This window comes from Streptomyces fuscigenes, from assembly GCF_021556455.1.
Classification (GTDB): domain Bacteria; phylum Actinomycetota; class Actinomycetes; order Streptomycetales; family Streptomycetaceae; genus Streptomyces; species Streptomyces fuscigenes.
In genome coordinates this window covers 1-13127 of the sequence record NZ_JAKGCV010000128.1, presented here as the reverse complement: position 1 = coordinate 13127, position 13127 = coordinate 1, and the positions used below count along the sequence as shown (strand labels likewise).

Genomic DNA, 13127 nt, shown 5'->3' with positions numbered 1-13127 from the left:
CGCCCGGCGCGAGTGCGGGGGCGTCCGTCCGCTCGCCGCCTCGGGCGGCCCCGGCGCTCCCGTAGTCGTAGAAGCCGCGCCCGGCCTTGCGGCCCGTCAGCCCGGCCCGCGCGAGGCGGCCGAGCACGGGCGCGGGCGCGTCCAGCCGGTCGCCCGACTCCTGGTACATGGCGTCGAGCACGGCGCGCGCGGTGTCGACGCCGACGAGGTCGAGCAGGGCGAGCGGGCCCATCGGCAGGCCGCAGCCCAGGCGCATCGCCGCGTCGATGTCGTCCCGCGAGGCGTACCCCGACTCGTGCATCGCGGCAGCCCTGTTGAGGTACCTCAGCAGCAGTCCGTCCGCGAGGAAACCGGGCCGGTCGCCCGCCGCGACGGGCTCCTTGCCGAGATCGCGGGCGAGCGCGGTGACCGCGTCCAGCGCGTCCTGGGAACTGAAGACCGTGCGCACCACCTCCACCAGCCTCATCACCGGCGCCGGATGGAAGAAGTGCATGCCGACGACCCGCTCGGGACGGGCGGTGGCGGCGGCGAGCCGGGTCACCGACAGCGCGTTCGTGCCGGTCGCCACGATCGCGTCCGGCCGCACGACCGTGTCGAGGGCCCGCAGGACCGCGAGCTTGTCCTCGTAGCGCTCGGGCACGACCTCCACCGCCAGGTCGGCCCCGGCGGCGGCCCGGGGATCGGTGAAGGCGCGGAACCCGGCCGACGCGGCACGCCTGCGGCGCTCGGTCAGATCGCCCCGCTCGACGGCCCGCGCGGTGGAGGCGTCGAGCGCGGCGGCGGCGCGCGCCGCCGCCGCCGGGTCGGTGTCGATGCCGACGACCTCGCGGCCCGAGCGGGCCAGGGCCTCGGCGAGACCCAGACCCATCGTGCCCAGGCCGAAGACGGCGACCGTCTTGATGTCCATGACCATGACCATGTCTCCCGGGAGAAGGCGGCGACCGGCCCGCCCGCGGCGGGGCCGGAGGAGCCGACGGACCCTGTCCCGTGGTCACGTCGAGCAATCGAGAAGTCGAGCAATCGAGAAGATCGAGAAGCCGAGGAAACGGGAAATCGCAAAGGCGGGCGCCGTCGCACGCCCGGCGGAGGGGCCGGGGGCGACCGGGGCCGCGGTGTGCGGAGTCGGCGGCGAGCCGGACGCCCGCGCCGGGGGCCGCCGAGGGCATGCTCGCCACGGCGGAACGGCGGAACGGCGGAACGGCGGAACGGCGGAACGGCAGCCATGGGCCGGGCGCGGCGGTGCAGGGGTGCCGCGTTCCTCGGCGGGGGAGCCACGGCGCCGCACGCGCTCCCGCGGCCCGTCGGCCGGTCCGCACGGCCGGAGCCGGCGGTGGAGCATGACGGGCCCTCGCGTCGCGCCCGCGGGACACGCTTCCTCGCGTGTCCGTACGGCGCCCGCGCCACGAGCACGGTCGGGCGCCGAACCGACGGCGCCCTGGGGGTGGCCGCGTCACCGGCCATCCGCTCATCTGAGGTTAACTCACGGGTAACGAGCGCACCAGACCCCGTGGCGGACTTTTCCGTGTGCCCGCGGCGGGCCCGGGCGGCCGGTTACGCTGAGCCGCGTGGACGTCACCGACGAGGACTTCCGGGCGCTCGCCGACCGGGTGCGCGAGGAGTCCGGCGGCTCACCCGCGTGCGAGGACCTGCTGGGCACGGCCGACACCGAGGTGCTGGCCGCCGCGCTCGTCGCCGGCGAACGACCGCTGTGGGCCCGGGAGATCGCCGCCTTCAGGCTCGGGTGCGCCCGCGACCCCCGCGCCTTCGAGGCCCTCGTCCTGCTGCTCAACCACCGCGATCCGGAGCGCTGCGTCGCCGCCGCGTACGCGCTGGTGCGCCTCGGCGACCCGCGCACGGCCCGCGCGGCGGCCGCCCTCGCCACCAACTCGCTGCGCACGGCCTACGCGCTCCACCCGGTGCGCCTGCTGACCGCGCTGCGCGCGCCGGAGTCCGCGCCCGCGCTGATCACCACGCTCGAGGGACTGCTGGCGCCCGGCGAGGCCCATGTGCGGGTCGCCCTCGCCTGCGTGGAGGGCCTCGGGGCGCTCGGCGACCCCCGCGCACAACCCGTGCTGAGGGCCGCGCTCGCTCAGCCCCGGCTGGCCGCGGCGGCCGGCGCGGCGCTCAGCTCCCTCACGTACCGCACCTCGGGCACCTCGACGCCCGCCACCTCGTAGGGCTCCGCCGCCCCGTCCGGGACGAAGCCCGCCCGTTCGTAGAAGCGCCGCGCCCGGGAGTTGCCCTCGACCACCCACAGGTGCATCCGCGGATGGCCATCCGCCGCGGCGCGGGACAGCAGCGCCTCCGTCAGGGCCCGGCCCACCCCGCTCGCCACGTGCCCCGGCAGCAGGTAGAGGGCGTACAGCTCGGCCGACCCCTCCGGCACGTCCTCGTCCCGGCCCGGGCCGTAGCAGCCCCAGCCCACCACCGTCCCCGCGCGTTCCGCGACCAGGTTGACCACGCGCCCCGCGCCCGACAGGAACTGCTCGCGCCGCTTGCGGGTGTCGGCGTCCACGTTCATCGCGGCCAGGTGCGCCGCCGGCATGAGGCCCGCGTACGCGAACCGCCAGCCGTCCACCCGCACCCGTGCGACGGCGGGACAGTCCTCCAGCGTCATCGCGCGGACCACGGGGACGAGGGCCGGAGGGGCACCGCCGGAAGGGCCGGCCGGGACGCGGCTCATGCGGCGCCCCGCTCGCGCGTCGCGCACCGCCGGAGAGGAGTCATGGCGCCATCATCCCCGCCCGCCCGGCCGGACTGCCAGGTCATTTCGGGTTCGTGAGGACGCGTGCCGCCACCGGGCCCCGGTGACCGGGTCCGGCGCGGGCCGGGCGGGCGGCCGGCCGCGTGCGGCGCGGGCCGGGTTCAGAGCAGGGTGAGCTGGGTCGCCTCCGGGGCCGCCGCGGGCGGCGCGTCCTCCCGCTCGGGCAGCGGCATGCGGAAGGAGCGCCCGCTCGGCCCTATCCCGTACTCGTCGGCCAGTTCGTGCACGGTCCGGGTGATCCGCCGCTGGTACCACGTCGGCGCGTACGAGCCGCCCGCGTACAGCCGCTCGTAGCGCCCGACGAGCTCGGGGTGGTGTTCCCGCAGCCACGCCATGAACCACTCGCGCGCCCCGCCCGGCCGCAGGTGCAGGGCCAGGGGCGTCACCGACGCCGCGCCCGCCGCGGCGATCGCCCGGACCGTCGCGCGCAACTGCTCCGGCCCGTCGCTCAAGTACGGCAGGACCGGGGCCATCAGCACGCCGCAGCCGATCCCGGCCGAGGACAGCGCCCGGACCACGTCGAGGCGGCGCTCGGGCGCCGGGGTGCCCGGCTCGACCGTGCGCCACAGCTCCCGGTCGGTGAAGCCGACCGACACCGAGACGCCGACGTCGGTGACGGCGGCCGCCCGCCGCAGGAGGCCGAGGTCGCGCAGGATCAGCGTCCCCTTGGTGAGGATGGAGAACGGGTTCGCGCGCTCGCGCAGCGCGTCGATGATGCCGGGCATGAGGGCGTAGCGGCCCTCCGCGCGCTGGTAGCAGTCGACGTTCGTGCCCATCGCGATGTGCGCGCCCTGCCAGCGGGGCGACGCGAGGTCCCGCCGCAGCAGTTCGGGCGCGTTGACCTTCACGACGATCTGCGAGTCGAAGCCCACGCCCGTGTCCAGGTCCAGGTAGCTGTGCGTCTTGCGGGCGAAGCAGTACACGCAGGCGTGCGAGCAGCCGCGGTAGGGGTTCACCGTCCACTCGAAGGGCATGCGCGACGCCCCCGGGACGCGGTTGACGATCGAGCGCGCCCTGACCTCGTGGAACGTGATGCCGCGGAACTCGGGGGTGTCGAAGGTCCTGGTCGTCACCGCGTCGGTGGAGAAGAGCGCGACGGCTCCGCCGGGCCCGCTCACGGGCCCGCGGGTGGTTCCGCGAGTGGTTCCGCTCCCGCCCGCGGCGGGCCGGTCGGCCAGATTGTCCCAGCGCATGCGTGCCTCCTCGGAAGTGCTCCGACCGACAATAGAACAAATGTTCCCTTGATCGTGCGCGGCGGTCGCGGACGGCCGGGAACGGGCCCTGTCCGAACCCCGATTTGGGCCGGTGAGCGCGGGGGTGGTTGGCTTGCGCTACCCACCCAGGAACCGAGTGCTGGAGGTAAGCCATGGCGCAGGTCGAAGCCACGACGGAGCGGGTCATCGCGGCGAGGGCGGAGGACGTGTTCGACGCGCTGGCCGACTACGCGGACACACGCCGCAAGCTGCTGCCCGGGAACTTCAGCGAGTACGAGGTCCGGGCCGGCGGCGACGGCGAGGGCACGCTGGTCCACTGGCGGCTCCAGGCCACCGAGAAGCGCGTGCGCGACTGCCTGCTGGAGGTGACCGAGCCGGTCGACGGCCAGCTGGTCGAGAAGGACCGCAACTCCTCCATGGTCACGACCTGGGTGGTCACGCCCGCGGGCGAGGGCCGTTCCAAGGCCGTCGTCACCTCCGTGTGGAACGGGGCGGGCGGCATCGGCGGCTTCTTCGAGCGGAAGTTCGCGCCCAAGGGCCTCGCCGCGATCTACGACCAGATCCTCGCGAAGCTCGCCGAGGAGACCGAGGGCAAGCCCTCCGGAGACGCCTCCGCCTGATCCGGAGGGTGTCCTGCGCCACCTGTGCGAGGTGGCGCGGGGACCGGTTCCGGCGGCGCGGGGCCCGCGTCCGCGGGCGGGCCGGGCCCGCCTCGCCCGTTAGGCGAGTCGCCCTCACGCATCCGGCGGTCCGCCGCCGGCCGCGTGTCCGGGCGGACTCGCGCCGTATCGCCCTGCGGCGCAGCCTCCGCACCGCCCGCGACGGGCCCGCGCTCTCCGCGCGGGTCAGCGCGGTAGTCGCCCGAGTCACCGATACGGGTGGATTCTCCGGCGGACCCCCGCGTAGGAACGCGGCGCGCGCCCGGCGGAAAGCCCCAGTTGAACACCCCGGCGCACGACCTCGATCGCCTCGCGCCCCCTTCTCCGCCCCTTCGTGGCCGCTTCGTTCGCTTGCTCCCGCTTGGCGTGTAATGCGAGGAATGACGCCGCGCAGGTGCGACGAGGGGAGCAGTAGGTGGCCGGTACGACCACTCTGGTGAAGGAAACGGCGGGGGAGGCCGGAGCCGGGCAGGAGCCCGCAGCCGGAAACGGCGCGCCCGCCCCCGACAACGGCACGGCCGCCGCCGGGGGCGGCGCGCGGGCGGTCGGGGCCGAGGCGGCCGCGCCGGCCGCCGCCGCATTCGAGCAGGCGGCCGACCCGGCCGGTGACGCCCGGGATCCCCGCCGGGTGCGGCTCGTCTTCGTCGGCCTGATGCTCGCGCTCCTGCTGGCCGCGCTCGACCAGATGATCGTGGCCACCGCGCTGCCGAAGATCGTCGGCGATCTGCACGGCCTCGACCGCATGTCCTGGGCGATCACCGCCTACCTGCTGACCTCGACGGTCGGCCTGCCCATCTACGGCAAGCTCGGCGACCTCTTCGGCCGCAAGGGCGTCTTCCAGTTCGCGATCATCGTCTTCGTCCTGGGCTCCGCCCTCTGCGGCTGGTCCCGGTCCATGGACGAACTCATCGCCTTCCGCGCGGTCCAGGGCGTCGGCGCGGGCGGCCTGATGATCGGCGTCCAGGCGATCATCGGCGACATCGTGCCGCCGCGCGAGCGCGGCCGGTACATGGGCCTGATCGGCGCCGCGTTCGGCCTCGCCTCCGTGGCCGGCCCGCTCCTCGGCGGCTTCTTCACCGACCACGCGACCTGGCGCTGGTGCTTCTACTTCAACGTGCCCTTCGGGCTCGTCACCTTCGCCGTCGTCACGCTCGTGCTCAAACTCCCGCGGCGCGGCTCCCGCGGCCGGCTCGACGTGCTCGGCGCGCTGCTGCTGGCCGCGGCGTCGACCTGCCTGGTCCTGCTGACCAGTTGGGGCGGCACCGAGTACGCCTGGGGCTCGCGGGTCATCGTCGGGCTCGGCGCTGGGGCACTCGGCACGGCCGTCCTGTTCCTCGTCGTGGAGCGGTTCGCCGCGGAACCGATCATCCCGCTGCGGCTGTTCCGCGACTCCGTCTTCACCGTCTCCGGCCTGATGGGCGCGGTCATCGGCGTCGCCCTGTTCGGCGCGGCCAGCTACCTGCCGACCTTCCTGCAGATGGTGGACGGTGTCAGCGCCACCGCGTCCGGCCTGCTCATGCTCCCGATGATGGGCGGCGTCGTCATCGCCTCCATCGTCTCGGGGCAGCTCATCAGCCGCACCGGCCGATACCGCCTCTACCCCCTCCTCGGCACGGCCGTCTCCGCCGCCGGCATGTGGCTCCTCTCGCGGCTCGGCGCCGACACGTCCGACCTCGCGACGGGCGTCGCGCAGGCCGTCCTCGGCGTCGGCATCGGCCTGGTGATGCCGGTGCTCGTGCTGGCCGTCCAGAACTCCGTGCGCCCCGCCGACCTCGGCACCGCCACCAGCGCCAACAACTACTTCCGCCAGATCGGCGGAAGCGTCGGCGCCGCGATCTTCGGCACGCTCTTCGCCGACCGGCTCGCGCACGCGCTCGCCGACCGGCTGCCCGCGGGCGGCGGGCTGCCCAGCCCGGAGTCCATCACCCCGCAGATGGTGCACGCCCTGGCGCCCGCCCTGCGCGACGCCTACGTCGACGCGTACGCGGAAGCCATGCCCCGGATCTTCCTCTACCTCGTGCCGGTGCTCGTCCTCGGCCTGCTGATCGCCTTCTTCCTCAAGGAGAAACCACTGGTGTCCCACAACGCCCCCGCCGCCGAGACCACCGACATCCCCGCGGCCCGCGCAGCGGTCCCCGGCTACGACACCGCCGGCTACGACACGGCCGGCTGGGCGGCCGCCCCCGCCCACGCGGCCACGCACGCGACCGCCGGCTCCTACCACGCGGGCGTCGCCGTCTGCGGGACGGTCCAGCACTACGACGGCTCCGTCGTGCCGCGCGCCGCGCTCACCCTCATCGACGTGCAGGGCCAGCAGATCGGGCGCGGCGCGAGCAGCGACGACGGGCGCTACGCGCTGACGGTGCCCGGCGCCGGGTCGTACGTGATGATCGCGGCGGCCGGCGGCCACCAGCCGCAGGCCGTCACCGTCACGGTGGGGGAGCGCGCGGTCGAACTGGACGTCGTGCTCGGCGGCGCCGGCCGCCTCGCGGGCGCCGTGGTCACCGCCGACGGGACGCCCGTGCGCGACGCGGCCGTCACCCTCACCGACGTGCGCGGCGAGGTCGTGGCCTCCACCCGCAGCGGACGCGAGGGGCTGTACGTCATCGGCGAGCTCGTCGCCGGCGAGTACACGCTGGCCGCGAGCGCTCCCGCCTTCCGCCCCGCGGCCCTGCCCGTGAGCGTGCAGTCCTCGCGCGAGACGCGGCAGGACATCGAACTCGCGGGCGGCGCCGTCCTGCGCGGTACCGTGCGGGCCTCGGGCGGGCGCCCCGTCGAGGACGCCCGCGTCACCCTGCTCGACGCGGCGGGAAACGTGGTGGACACGCTCACCACGGGCCCCGACGGCACCTTCCGCTTCGTGGACCTGTCCTCGGGCGAGTACACGGTGATCGCCGCAGGTTACCCGCCGGTCGCCACGGTTCTCCAGGTAGCGGGCGGGGGGCGCACGGAGCGCGATCTGCAGCTCGGTCACGAGGACTGAACGCGGGACTCCGCTCCGCCTTCCGGATGGCCTCCGGAGGTTGACTGAATTTCAGTCAGGAAATCGGTGGCTCCGGGCGGGGACGTCTCTTCCCGAATCGGCCCCTCAGGGCCCCGTCCGGGCCGTACCGTGGTCTCCAGGGCCGCGGATCTCCTGGCGGCACGGAAGGAGTCCTCACCCCATGGACAGTGGTTTTCCGCCGGGTACGGCGCGGCAGGTCGCCGCGGCCGGCCGGGTTCCGCTCGCCGTGGCCGTCGTGGACTGCGACGGCCTCGTGTCGCACTGGTCGGCGGGCGCACGGAGGCTTTTCGGCCACACCGCCCGGGAGGCGACGGGCTGTCAGGCCGCGGACCTGATGCCGGTCGCCGGCGGGCTCGCCGTGGAGGAGTCCGGGGTCGCGCACGGCTGCGAGCCCTCGGCCGCAGCCCTGCCGACGGCCGGCCGGGCCGCGGTCCGCTCGCCGGAGGGCGCCAGGGCCGACGTCCTGTGGTGGGCCTACCCCCTGCGCCCGGCCGGCCACCTCGTGCTCGCCGCGGACGCGCGGCGCCTGGCCCGCGGCGGCGCGCGTCCGGCGTCCCGCGGTCCGCGCGTCATGCCCGGCTTCGCCCGGCCCGCCCAGTTCCCCGACGCGCCGCGGCTCGCGGCGCTGCTGCCGCACCTCCTGCAGGAAGTGGGGCGGGCCGACGCGGGGCGCATCACCGAACGCGTCCTCGAACTGGGCTACCCCGTCCTCGAATTCAGCCAGTGCCATCAGGTGCCGGTCACCCCGCTGCGCTACTGGCCCCAGCAGCCGGCCCGGACGGCCTGCGGCTCCCGCGCAGCGTCACGCTGACGGTCCGGCCGTACGCCCGGGCGGTGCCGGCCTCGACGAGGGTGCCGTCCGCCACGTGCCGCACCCGGACCCCCTCGTCGGCCGCGACCGCCTCGAGGTGCTCGCCGTGCAGCGTCAGGGCCGTGCGCGCGCGCCGGGTCGTGGGATCGGCGAGGGCGACGACGACCGTGCCGTCGCCCGGCCTGCGCACGAGCACCGAGGCCGGGCCGTCGACACTCAGGCCCGGCAGGCGGTGCCGCCCGCCGGTGAAGGAGTTGACGGCGGTCAGGCCGGGCCCGGGGTGGGCGAGTGCCTGCAGCCGCGGGGAGTTGGCGAGGATCCTCGGCCCTGCCCGGTGGCCGGCGGCGGCCGGGTCCGCCGCGCCGTAGGCGGCCAGCCGCGCCTCGGTGGCCAGCGGGACGATCGCGTGGGCGGCCGACATGGGTGCCGCGCCGGGCGGCTGCTCGTAGGCGAGGGAGAACACCCGCTTGGTCACGGGGGTGTCGGGGTTGGCGGCGCGTACGAGCCGCCGGCTGCGGGTCACCGTCTCCACCCGTACGACGGGCGCGGGGCCGTCCAGGAAGACGTAGCCGACGCCCGGGCCGCCCGGGCCGTCGGCGCAGCGCAGCCAGGCCAGCGGGACGGGCGGGCCGTCCGCGGCCCAGGGCAGTCCGTCGCGGCGCCGCGCGGAGACGGTGAACTCCTCGGCCGGATCGAACACGCGGGTGTCGAGCGTGGTGGTCACCCCCCGTCCGGCCGGGTCCCCGGCGCCCGCGACGAGCACGACGACCTCGTCGTCCAGCATGAACCAGGACGTGACGGCCCGTGCGTTGCGGTAGGTCACGAACCCCTCGGGCAGCTTCCCCGCGCGGGCGGCCGCGAAGGCCGCGTCCTCGCCCAGGACGAGTCCGGCCGCGCCGTAGCCGCCCTCGCTCGCGCCGCCGGACCAGGAGTCGGTGGACACGGGGAAGTACACGTACGCGTTCTGGGAGTCCGACGAGGCCGTGAACCCCGCCCCGGGATCGTCGAACCACTGGCTGCCGTACAGCTCGGGCACGCTCGCGCGGGTCTCGACCGGGGCGGTCACGCCCGCGAGCCGGTAGGGGGAGACGGTGACCAGGTGGTCCACGCCGTGGCGGCGCGCCTGGTCCTGGCCCGAGAGGTAGAGCTGGTGCGCGCCGGACCCCTGGAACCAGGGCATGAGGTTCTCGCCGCTCATGTACTCGTACGCGCTGACCCGCCGCGAGGTCCGGGCCAGGGCGAAGGCCCACCCCGGCCGGCGGTGGACGGTGCGCTCCATCGCGCAGAACGCGTCGTTGCGCGGGCCCGCCGCCAGGTCCCGCGCGACGACCGAGGGATCGGCCAGGAGGCCCGCGTAGCGCACGGCCCGCACGGGGGAGAGGAACGACCCGGGGGCGACGGGCGAGGGTGACGCGTCGTGCAGGAAGCGCGCGTAGCCGTCGAGTGCGGCGGCGTCGGCCCCGGTCGCGTACGTGCCGAGGCCGACGACGGACTCGACGACGGAGGCCGCGTCCGCGTAGCCGGAGGCCGCGCGGGACACCCCCCGGCCCTTGACGATCTCCATCATCCAGCCCTCGAAGACGACGGGGGCGAACGAGCGGGCGACCCAGTCCCGTGCGACGGACACGATCGCCGCGACGTCCGCGTATCCGGCGCCGTCCAGGACGGTGACGGTGTCCACGACCCTGCTCAGCAGGTCCCGTCCGTACGACCCCGTGTAGGCGACCGAGGCGTGCTGGAGGAAGGAGCCGTCCGCGTAGAACCCGTCCGTCACGCCGTGGCTGAGGCGGTACGGGTCGACGGTGGCGAGCACGGTCAGTTGGTCCCGCACGGCCTTGGCGATCCTCGCGGAGTCCGCGAGCACGCTGCCCTGGAGGATGCGGTTGGTGGTGATGTCCGCGAGGTTCGCGCCGGTGTGGAAGCGCGAGTCGAGGTCGACGTCGCCGTTCTTGCCGTTGCGCAGATAACCGTCCATCGCGGCCACGTACGCGGCGTCGAGGCCCGGGCGGCGGGCCGCGAGCCGGTCGGCGAGCAGGACGAGCACGCGGCTCACCGAGGTGGATATGCCGATCTCCCACGTGTACCAGTTGCCGTAGTAGCCGCGCGACTGGTCGCCGTAGTAGTCGTCGTACAGGCGGGCGAGGGCGTCGATCACCCGGTCCTGGACGGCCGTGTCCCCGCGCAGGGTCGATCCGGCGGGGCCCGGCACGCGGGTCGCCAGGGCCGTGTCGCAGAGGTACTGGTAGGTCGTCGACAGGTTCGGGTCGCTGGTGCCGAGCGGCAGGCCCCGGAACAACTCGCCGTCGCCGGCGGCGTCCAGGGCGGCCAGCCGGCCGCGCGCGGTGGACTCGACGGCGGCGAGCCGGGCGGCGGCCTCCGGCCGCGCGGAGGTCTGAGAGGTCCCGGCCAGCAGTGCGAGGGTGTTCGCCGCGACGACGCCCGGATCACCCGCGGAAACTCCCGCGGGCGAAGCGGCCGACGGCAGGGCGGCGCCCGGCGACCGGGCCGCGGCCGCCCTCAGGACTCCCGCCGGCAGCGAGGGGACCAGGGACAGGAGAGTGCGGCGCGAGATCGGCACGGGAACGCTCCAGTGGGGGGCGGAAGGCGTCGGGCCCGATACCACCAACCGTACCTGAGCATGTCAACGGGGCCGGGGGCGCGGGTCTCCGCCCGCGCGGGTCCGGGCGGGTGGGCCGGCCGGGGGGACGGGTCGGGGCAAGACGGGCCGATCGCGGTACGGCGTCTGGCCACCGCGCCGTTCCTTCGGCAGACTCTCGGCGTTCATCTGCATTTCATGTTCGCGTCACCCGCAAGGAACGGAGGGCCATCCGGATGGGCTGGACAGGCAGGACCGCGCGTGCCCGGAGGTGGGGCGCGTGGCTCGGCGCCGCCGCGCTCGCCACGCTGGCGACCGGCGGAAGCGCGCAGGCGGCACCGGCGGGCCACGGCGGCGGGAGCGCCACGCCCGTCAAGCACCTGGTCGTCCTCTTCGACGAGAACATCTCGTTCGACCGCTACTTCGCGACCTACCCGCAGGCCGCCAACACCGACGGCACGCACTTCGCCCCTTCGCACCGCACCCCCCGGGGCATCGACAACCTGCGCACGGCGGGTCTGCTCACGAAGAACCCCAACCAGTACCCGCCCAAGCGCCTCGGGCCCGACCAGGCCGTCACCTGCGACCAGCGGCACGACTACGACCGCGAGCAGTACGCCTACAACAACGGCAAGGCCGACATGTTCGTGCAGAACACGGACTCGGGCCGCTGCTCGGGCAACCTGTACTACGAGCCGGGCCTCGTCATGGACTACTACGACGGCAACACGGTCACGGCGCTGTGGAACTACGCCCAGCACTACGCCTTGAACGACAACTCGTTCGGCTCCGCGTACGGGCCCTCCACGCCGGGCGCCATCGAGCTGGTCTCCGGGCAGACCCACGGCGTCGTCTCCACCGACCCCGCCGCCTCCACCGAGCATCCGAGGCGCACGGCGAAGCCCGACCCGGCCGCCGTGGCCTCCCCGGACGCGCACGGCGTCGGGACGCTGATCAACGACCCCGACCCCGCGTTCGACGACTGCTCGAACAGCGACCACACCAGCAAGAGTTCGCTGGCGATGCTCACGGGCAAGAACATCGGCGACCGGCTCAACGAGAAGGGCGTCAGCTGGGGCTGGTTCCAAGGCGGCTTCCGTCCCAGCACCCCCTGGGACGGCGACCCGGCCCACCACGCCGGCTGCACCGGCACCACGCACGCCAACGTCGGCGGCGCGTCGTCCGTCGACTACAGCCCGCACCACGACCCGTTCCAGTACTACGGCAGCACCGCCAACCCGCACCACCTGGCTCCGCGTTCGCTCGCGGAGATCGGCCACGACGGCCGCGCCAACCACAACTACGACCTCACCGACTTCGACGCCGTCCTGCGCGCCGGGAAGCTGCCGGCGGTGAGCTTCCTGAAGGCCCCCTCCTACCAGGACGGCCACGCCGGCTACTCCGACCCGATCGACGAACAGCACTTCCTCGTCGGCCAGATCAACGCGATCCAGCAGTCGCCGCAGTGGAAGGACACGGCCGTCGTCATCGCCTACGACGACTCGGACGGCTGGTACGACCACGTCGCCTCGCCCGTGCTGAACGGTTCCACCGACTCGACGCCCTCGTCGACCGGCAAGCCCACGGACAGCCCCATGTGCCAGTCGGGGCCGCCCGCCGCGGGCGGGTACAAGGACCGGTGCGGACCCGGCGCCCGGCAGCCGCTGATGGTCATCTCCCCCTACAGCAAGGTCAACCACATCGACCACACCAGGACGGAGCAGGCGTCGATCACCCGGTTCATCGAGCAGAACTGGGGCACGCGCGACATCGGGGACCACTCCTTCGACCGCCGGGCCGGCAGCCTGGCGAGCATGTTCGACTTCCGTCACCCCAACGACAAGCAGCTGGTGCTGAACACCGACGGCTCGGTGCGCTCCCTCGGCCCGGTCCGCGCCGTCGCGCCGGTCGCGACGAGCATCGCGGGGCTCCGGCAGCAGAACGCGGCGCTGCGCATGACGGCCCCGGGCGGGGGTCACCTCCCGTGGCTCGCCGTGTCGCTGGGCGGCGCCCTGGTGGTGGGCGCCGTCGCGGCCGTCGCCCTGCGCCGCCGCTCCACCGCGGGCGGCTGACCGGCCG

The 13127-nt window shown here is 74.8% G+C and carries 9 protein-coding genes; 5 read left to right on the top strand and 4 right to left on the bottom strand.

The features are described 5' to 3' along the window. The coding region (locus L1885_RS13205) for a 3-hydroxyacyl-CoA dehydrogenase family protein (RefSeq protein ID WP_235797275.1) at window positions 1–913 on the bottom strand (913 nt) is incomplete at its 3' end. 652 nt (window positions 914–1565) lie between these two features. Between L1885_RS13205 and L1885_RS13200 the strand changes: the two genes are divergently transcribed. Beyond that, window positions 1566–2177 carry a HEAT repeat domain-containing protein gene (locus L1885_RS13200; protein WP_235797274.1) on the top strand — a complete coding sequence of 204 codons (612 nt, stop codon included), beginning with the start codon at window positions 1566–1568 and terminating at the stop codon, window positions 2175–2177. On the opposite strand, the gene L1885_RS13195 is transcribed toward L1885_RS13200, so the two are convergent. Continuing rightward, on the bottom strand, window positions 2090–2683 hold the full coding sequence (locus L1885_RS13195) for a GNAT family N-acetyltransferase (protein ID WP_235797273.1): 594 nt from the start codon (window positions 2681–2683) through the stop codon (window positions 2090–2092). The genes L1885_RS13200 and L1885_RS13195 overlap by 88 nt on opposite strands. A gap of 182 nt (window positions 2684–2865) precedes the next feature. After that, window positions 2866–3957: an Rv2578c family radical SAM protein gene (locus tag L1885_RS13190; protein ID WP_235797272.1), complete on the bottom strand. Its 1092-nt coding sequence runs from the start codon at window positions 3955–3957 to the stop codon at window positions 2866–2868. Between the two features lie 173 nt (window positions 3958–4130). On the opposite strand from L1885_RS13190, the gene L1885_RS13185 reads away from it, so the two are divergent. The 3 genes from L1885_RS13185 to L1885_RS13175 all read left to right on the top strand — a co-directional run bounded on the left by L1885_RS13185 (window position 4131) and on the right by L1885_RS13175 (window position 8452). After that, entirely contained in the window at window positions 4131–4598 is a 468-nt protein-coding gene (locus L1885_RS13185) for an SRPBCC family protein (RefSeq protein WP_235797271.1), read from the top strand. Between the two features lie 667 nt (window positions 4599–5265). Next, a complete protein-coding gene (locus L1885_RS13180; RefSeq protein ID WP_372481937.1) occupies window positions 5266–7620 on the top strand; it encodes an MFS transporter in 2355 nt (784 codons plus the stop codon). Between the two features lie 181 nt (window positions 7621–7801). Then, window positions 7802–8452, top strand: a complete 651-nt coding sequence (locus L1885_RS13175; RefSeq protein WP_235797269.1) for a nitrogen regulation protein NR(II) — start codon at window positions 7802–7804, stop codon at window positions 8450–8452. Here L1885_RS13175 and L1885_RS13170 read toward each other — a convergent pair. Further along, window positions 8382–11030: a polysaccharide lyase family 8 super-sandwich domain-containing protein gene (locus L1885_RS13170; protein WP_235797268.1), complete on the bottom strand. Its 2649-nt coding sequence runs from the start codon at window positions 11028–11030 to the stop codon at window positions 8382–8384. The two genes, L1885_RS13175 and L1885_RS13170, sit on opposite strands and share 71 nt — an antisense overlap. A 254-nt stretch (window positions 11031–11284) precedes the next feature. On the opposite strand from L1885_RS13170, the gene L1885_RS13165 reads away from it, so the two are divergent. Continuing rightward, complete coding sequence (locus L1885_RS13165; RefSeq protein WP_235797267.1) at window positions 11285–13120, top strand: phospholipase C; 1836 nt, start codon at window positions 11285–11287, stop codon at window positions 13118–13120. Window positions 13121–13127: the final 7 nt, after the last annotated feature.

Bases quoted from the DNA above. Each gene is read 5' to 3' on its own strand.
- L1885_RS13195 (WP_235797273.1), bottom strand. From the start codon at position 2,683: ATGAGCCGCGTCCCGGCCGGCCCTTCCGGCGGTGCCCCTCCGGCCCTC.
- L1885_RS13190 (WP_235797272.1), bottom strand. From the start codon at position 3,957: ATGCGCTGGGACAATCTGGCCGACCGGCCCGCCGCGGGCGGGAGCGGA.
- L1885_RS13185 (WP_235797271.1), top strand. From the start codon at position 4,131: ATGGCGCAGGTCGAAGCCACGACGGAGCGGGTCATCGCGGCGAGGGCG.
- L1885_RS13175 (WP_235797269.1), top strand. From the start codon at position 7,802: ATGGACAGTGGTTTTCCGCCGGGTACGGCGCGGCAGGTCGCCGCGGCC.
- L1885_RS13165 (WP_235797267.1), top strand. From the start codon at position 11,285: ATGGGCTGGACAGGCAGGACCGCGCGTGCCCGGAGGTGGGGCGCGTGG.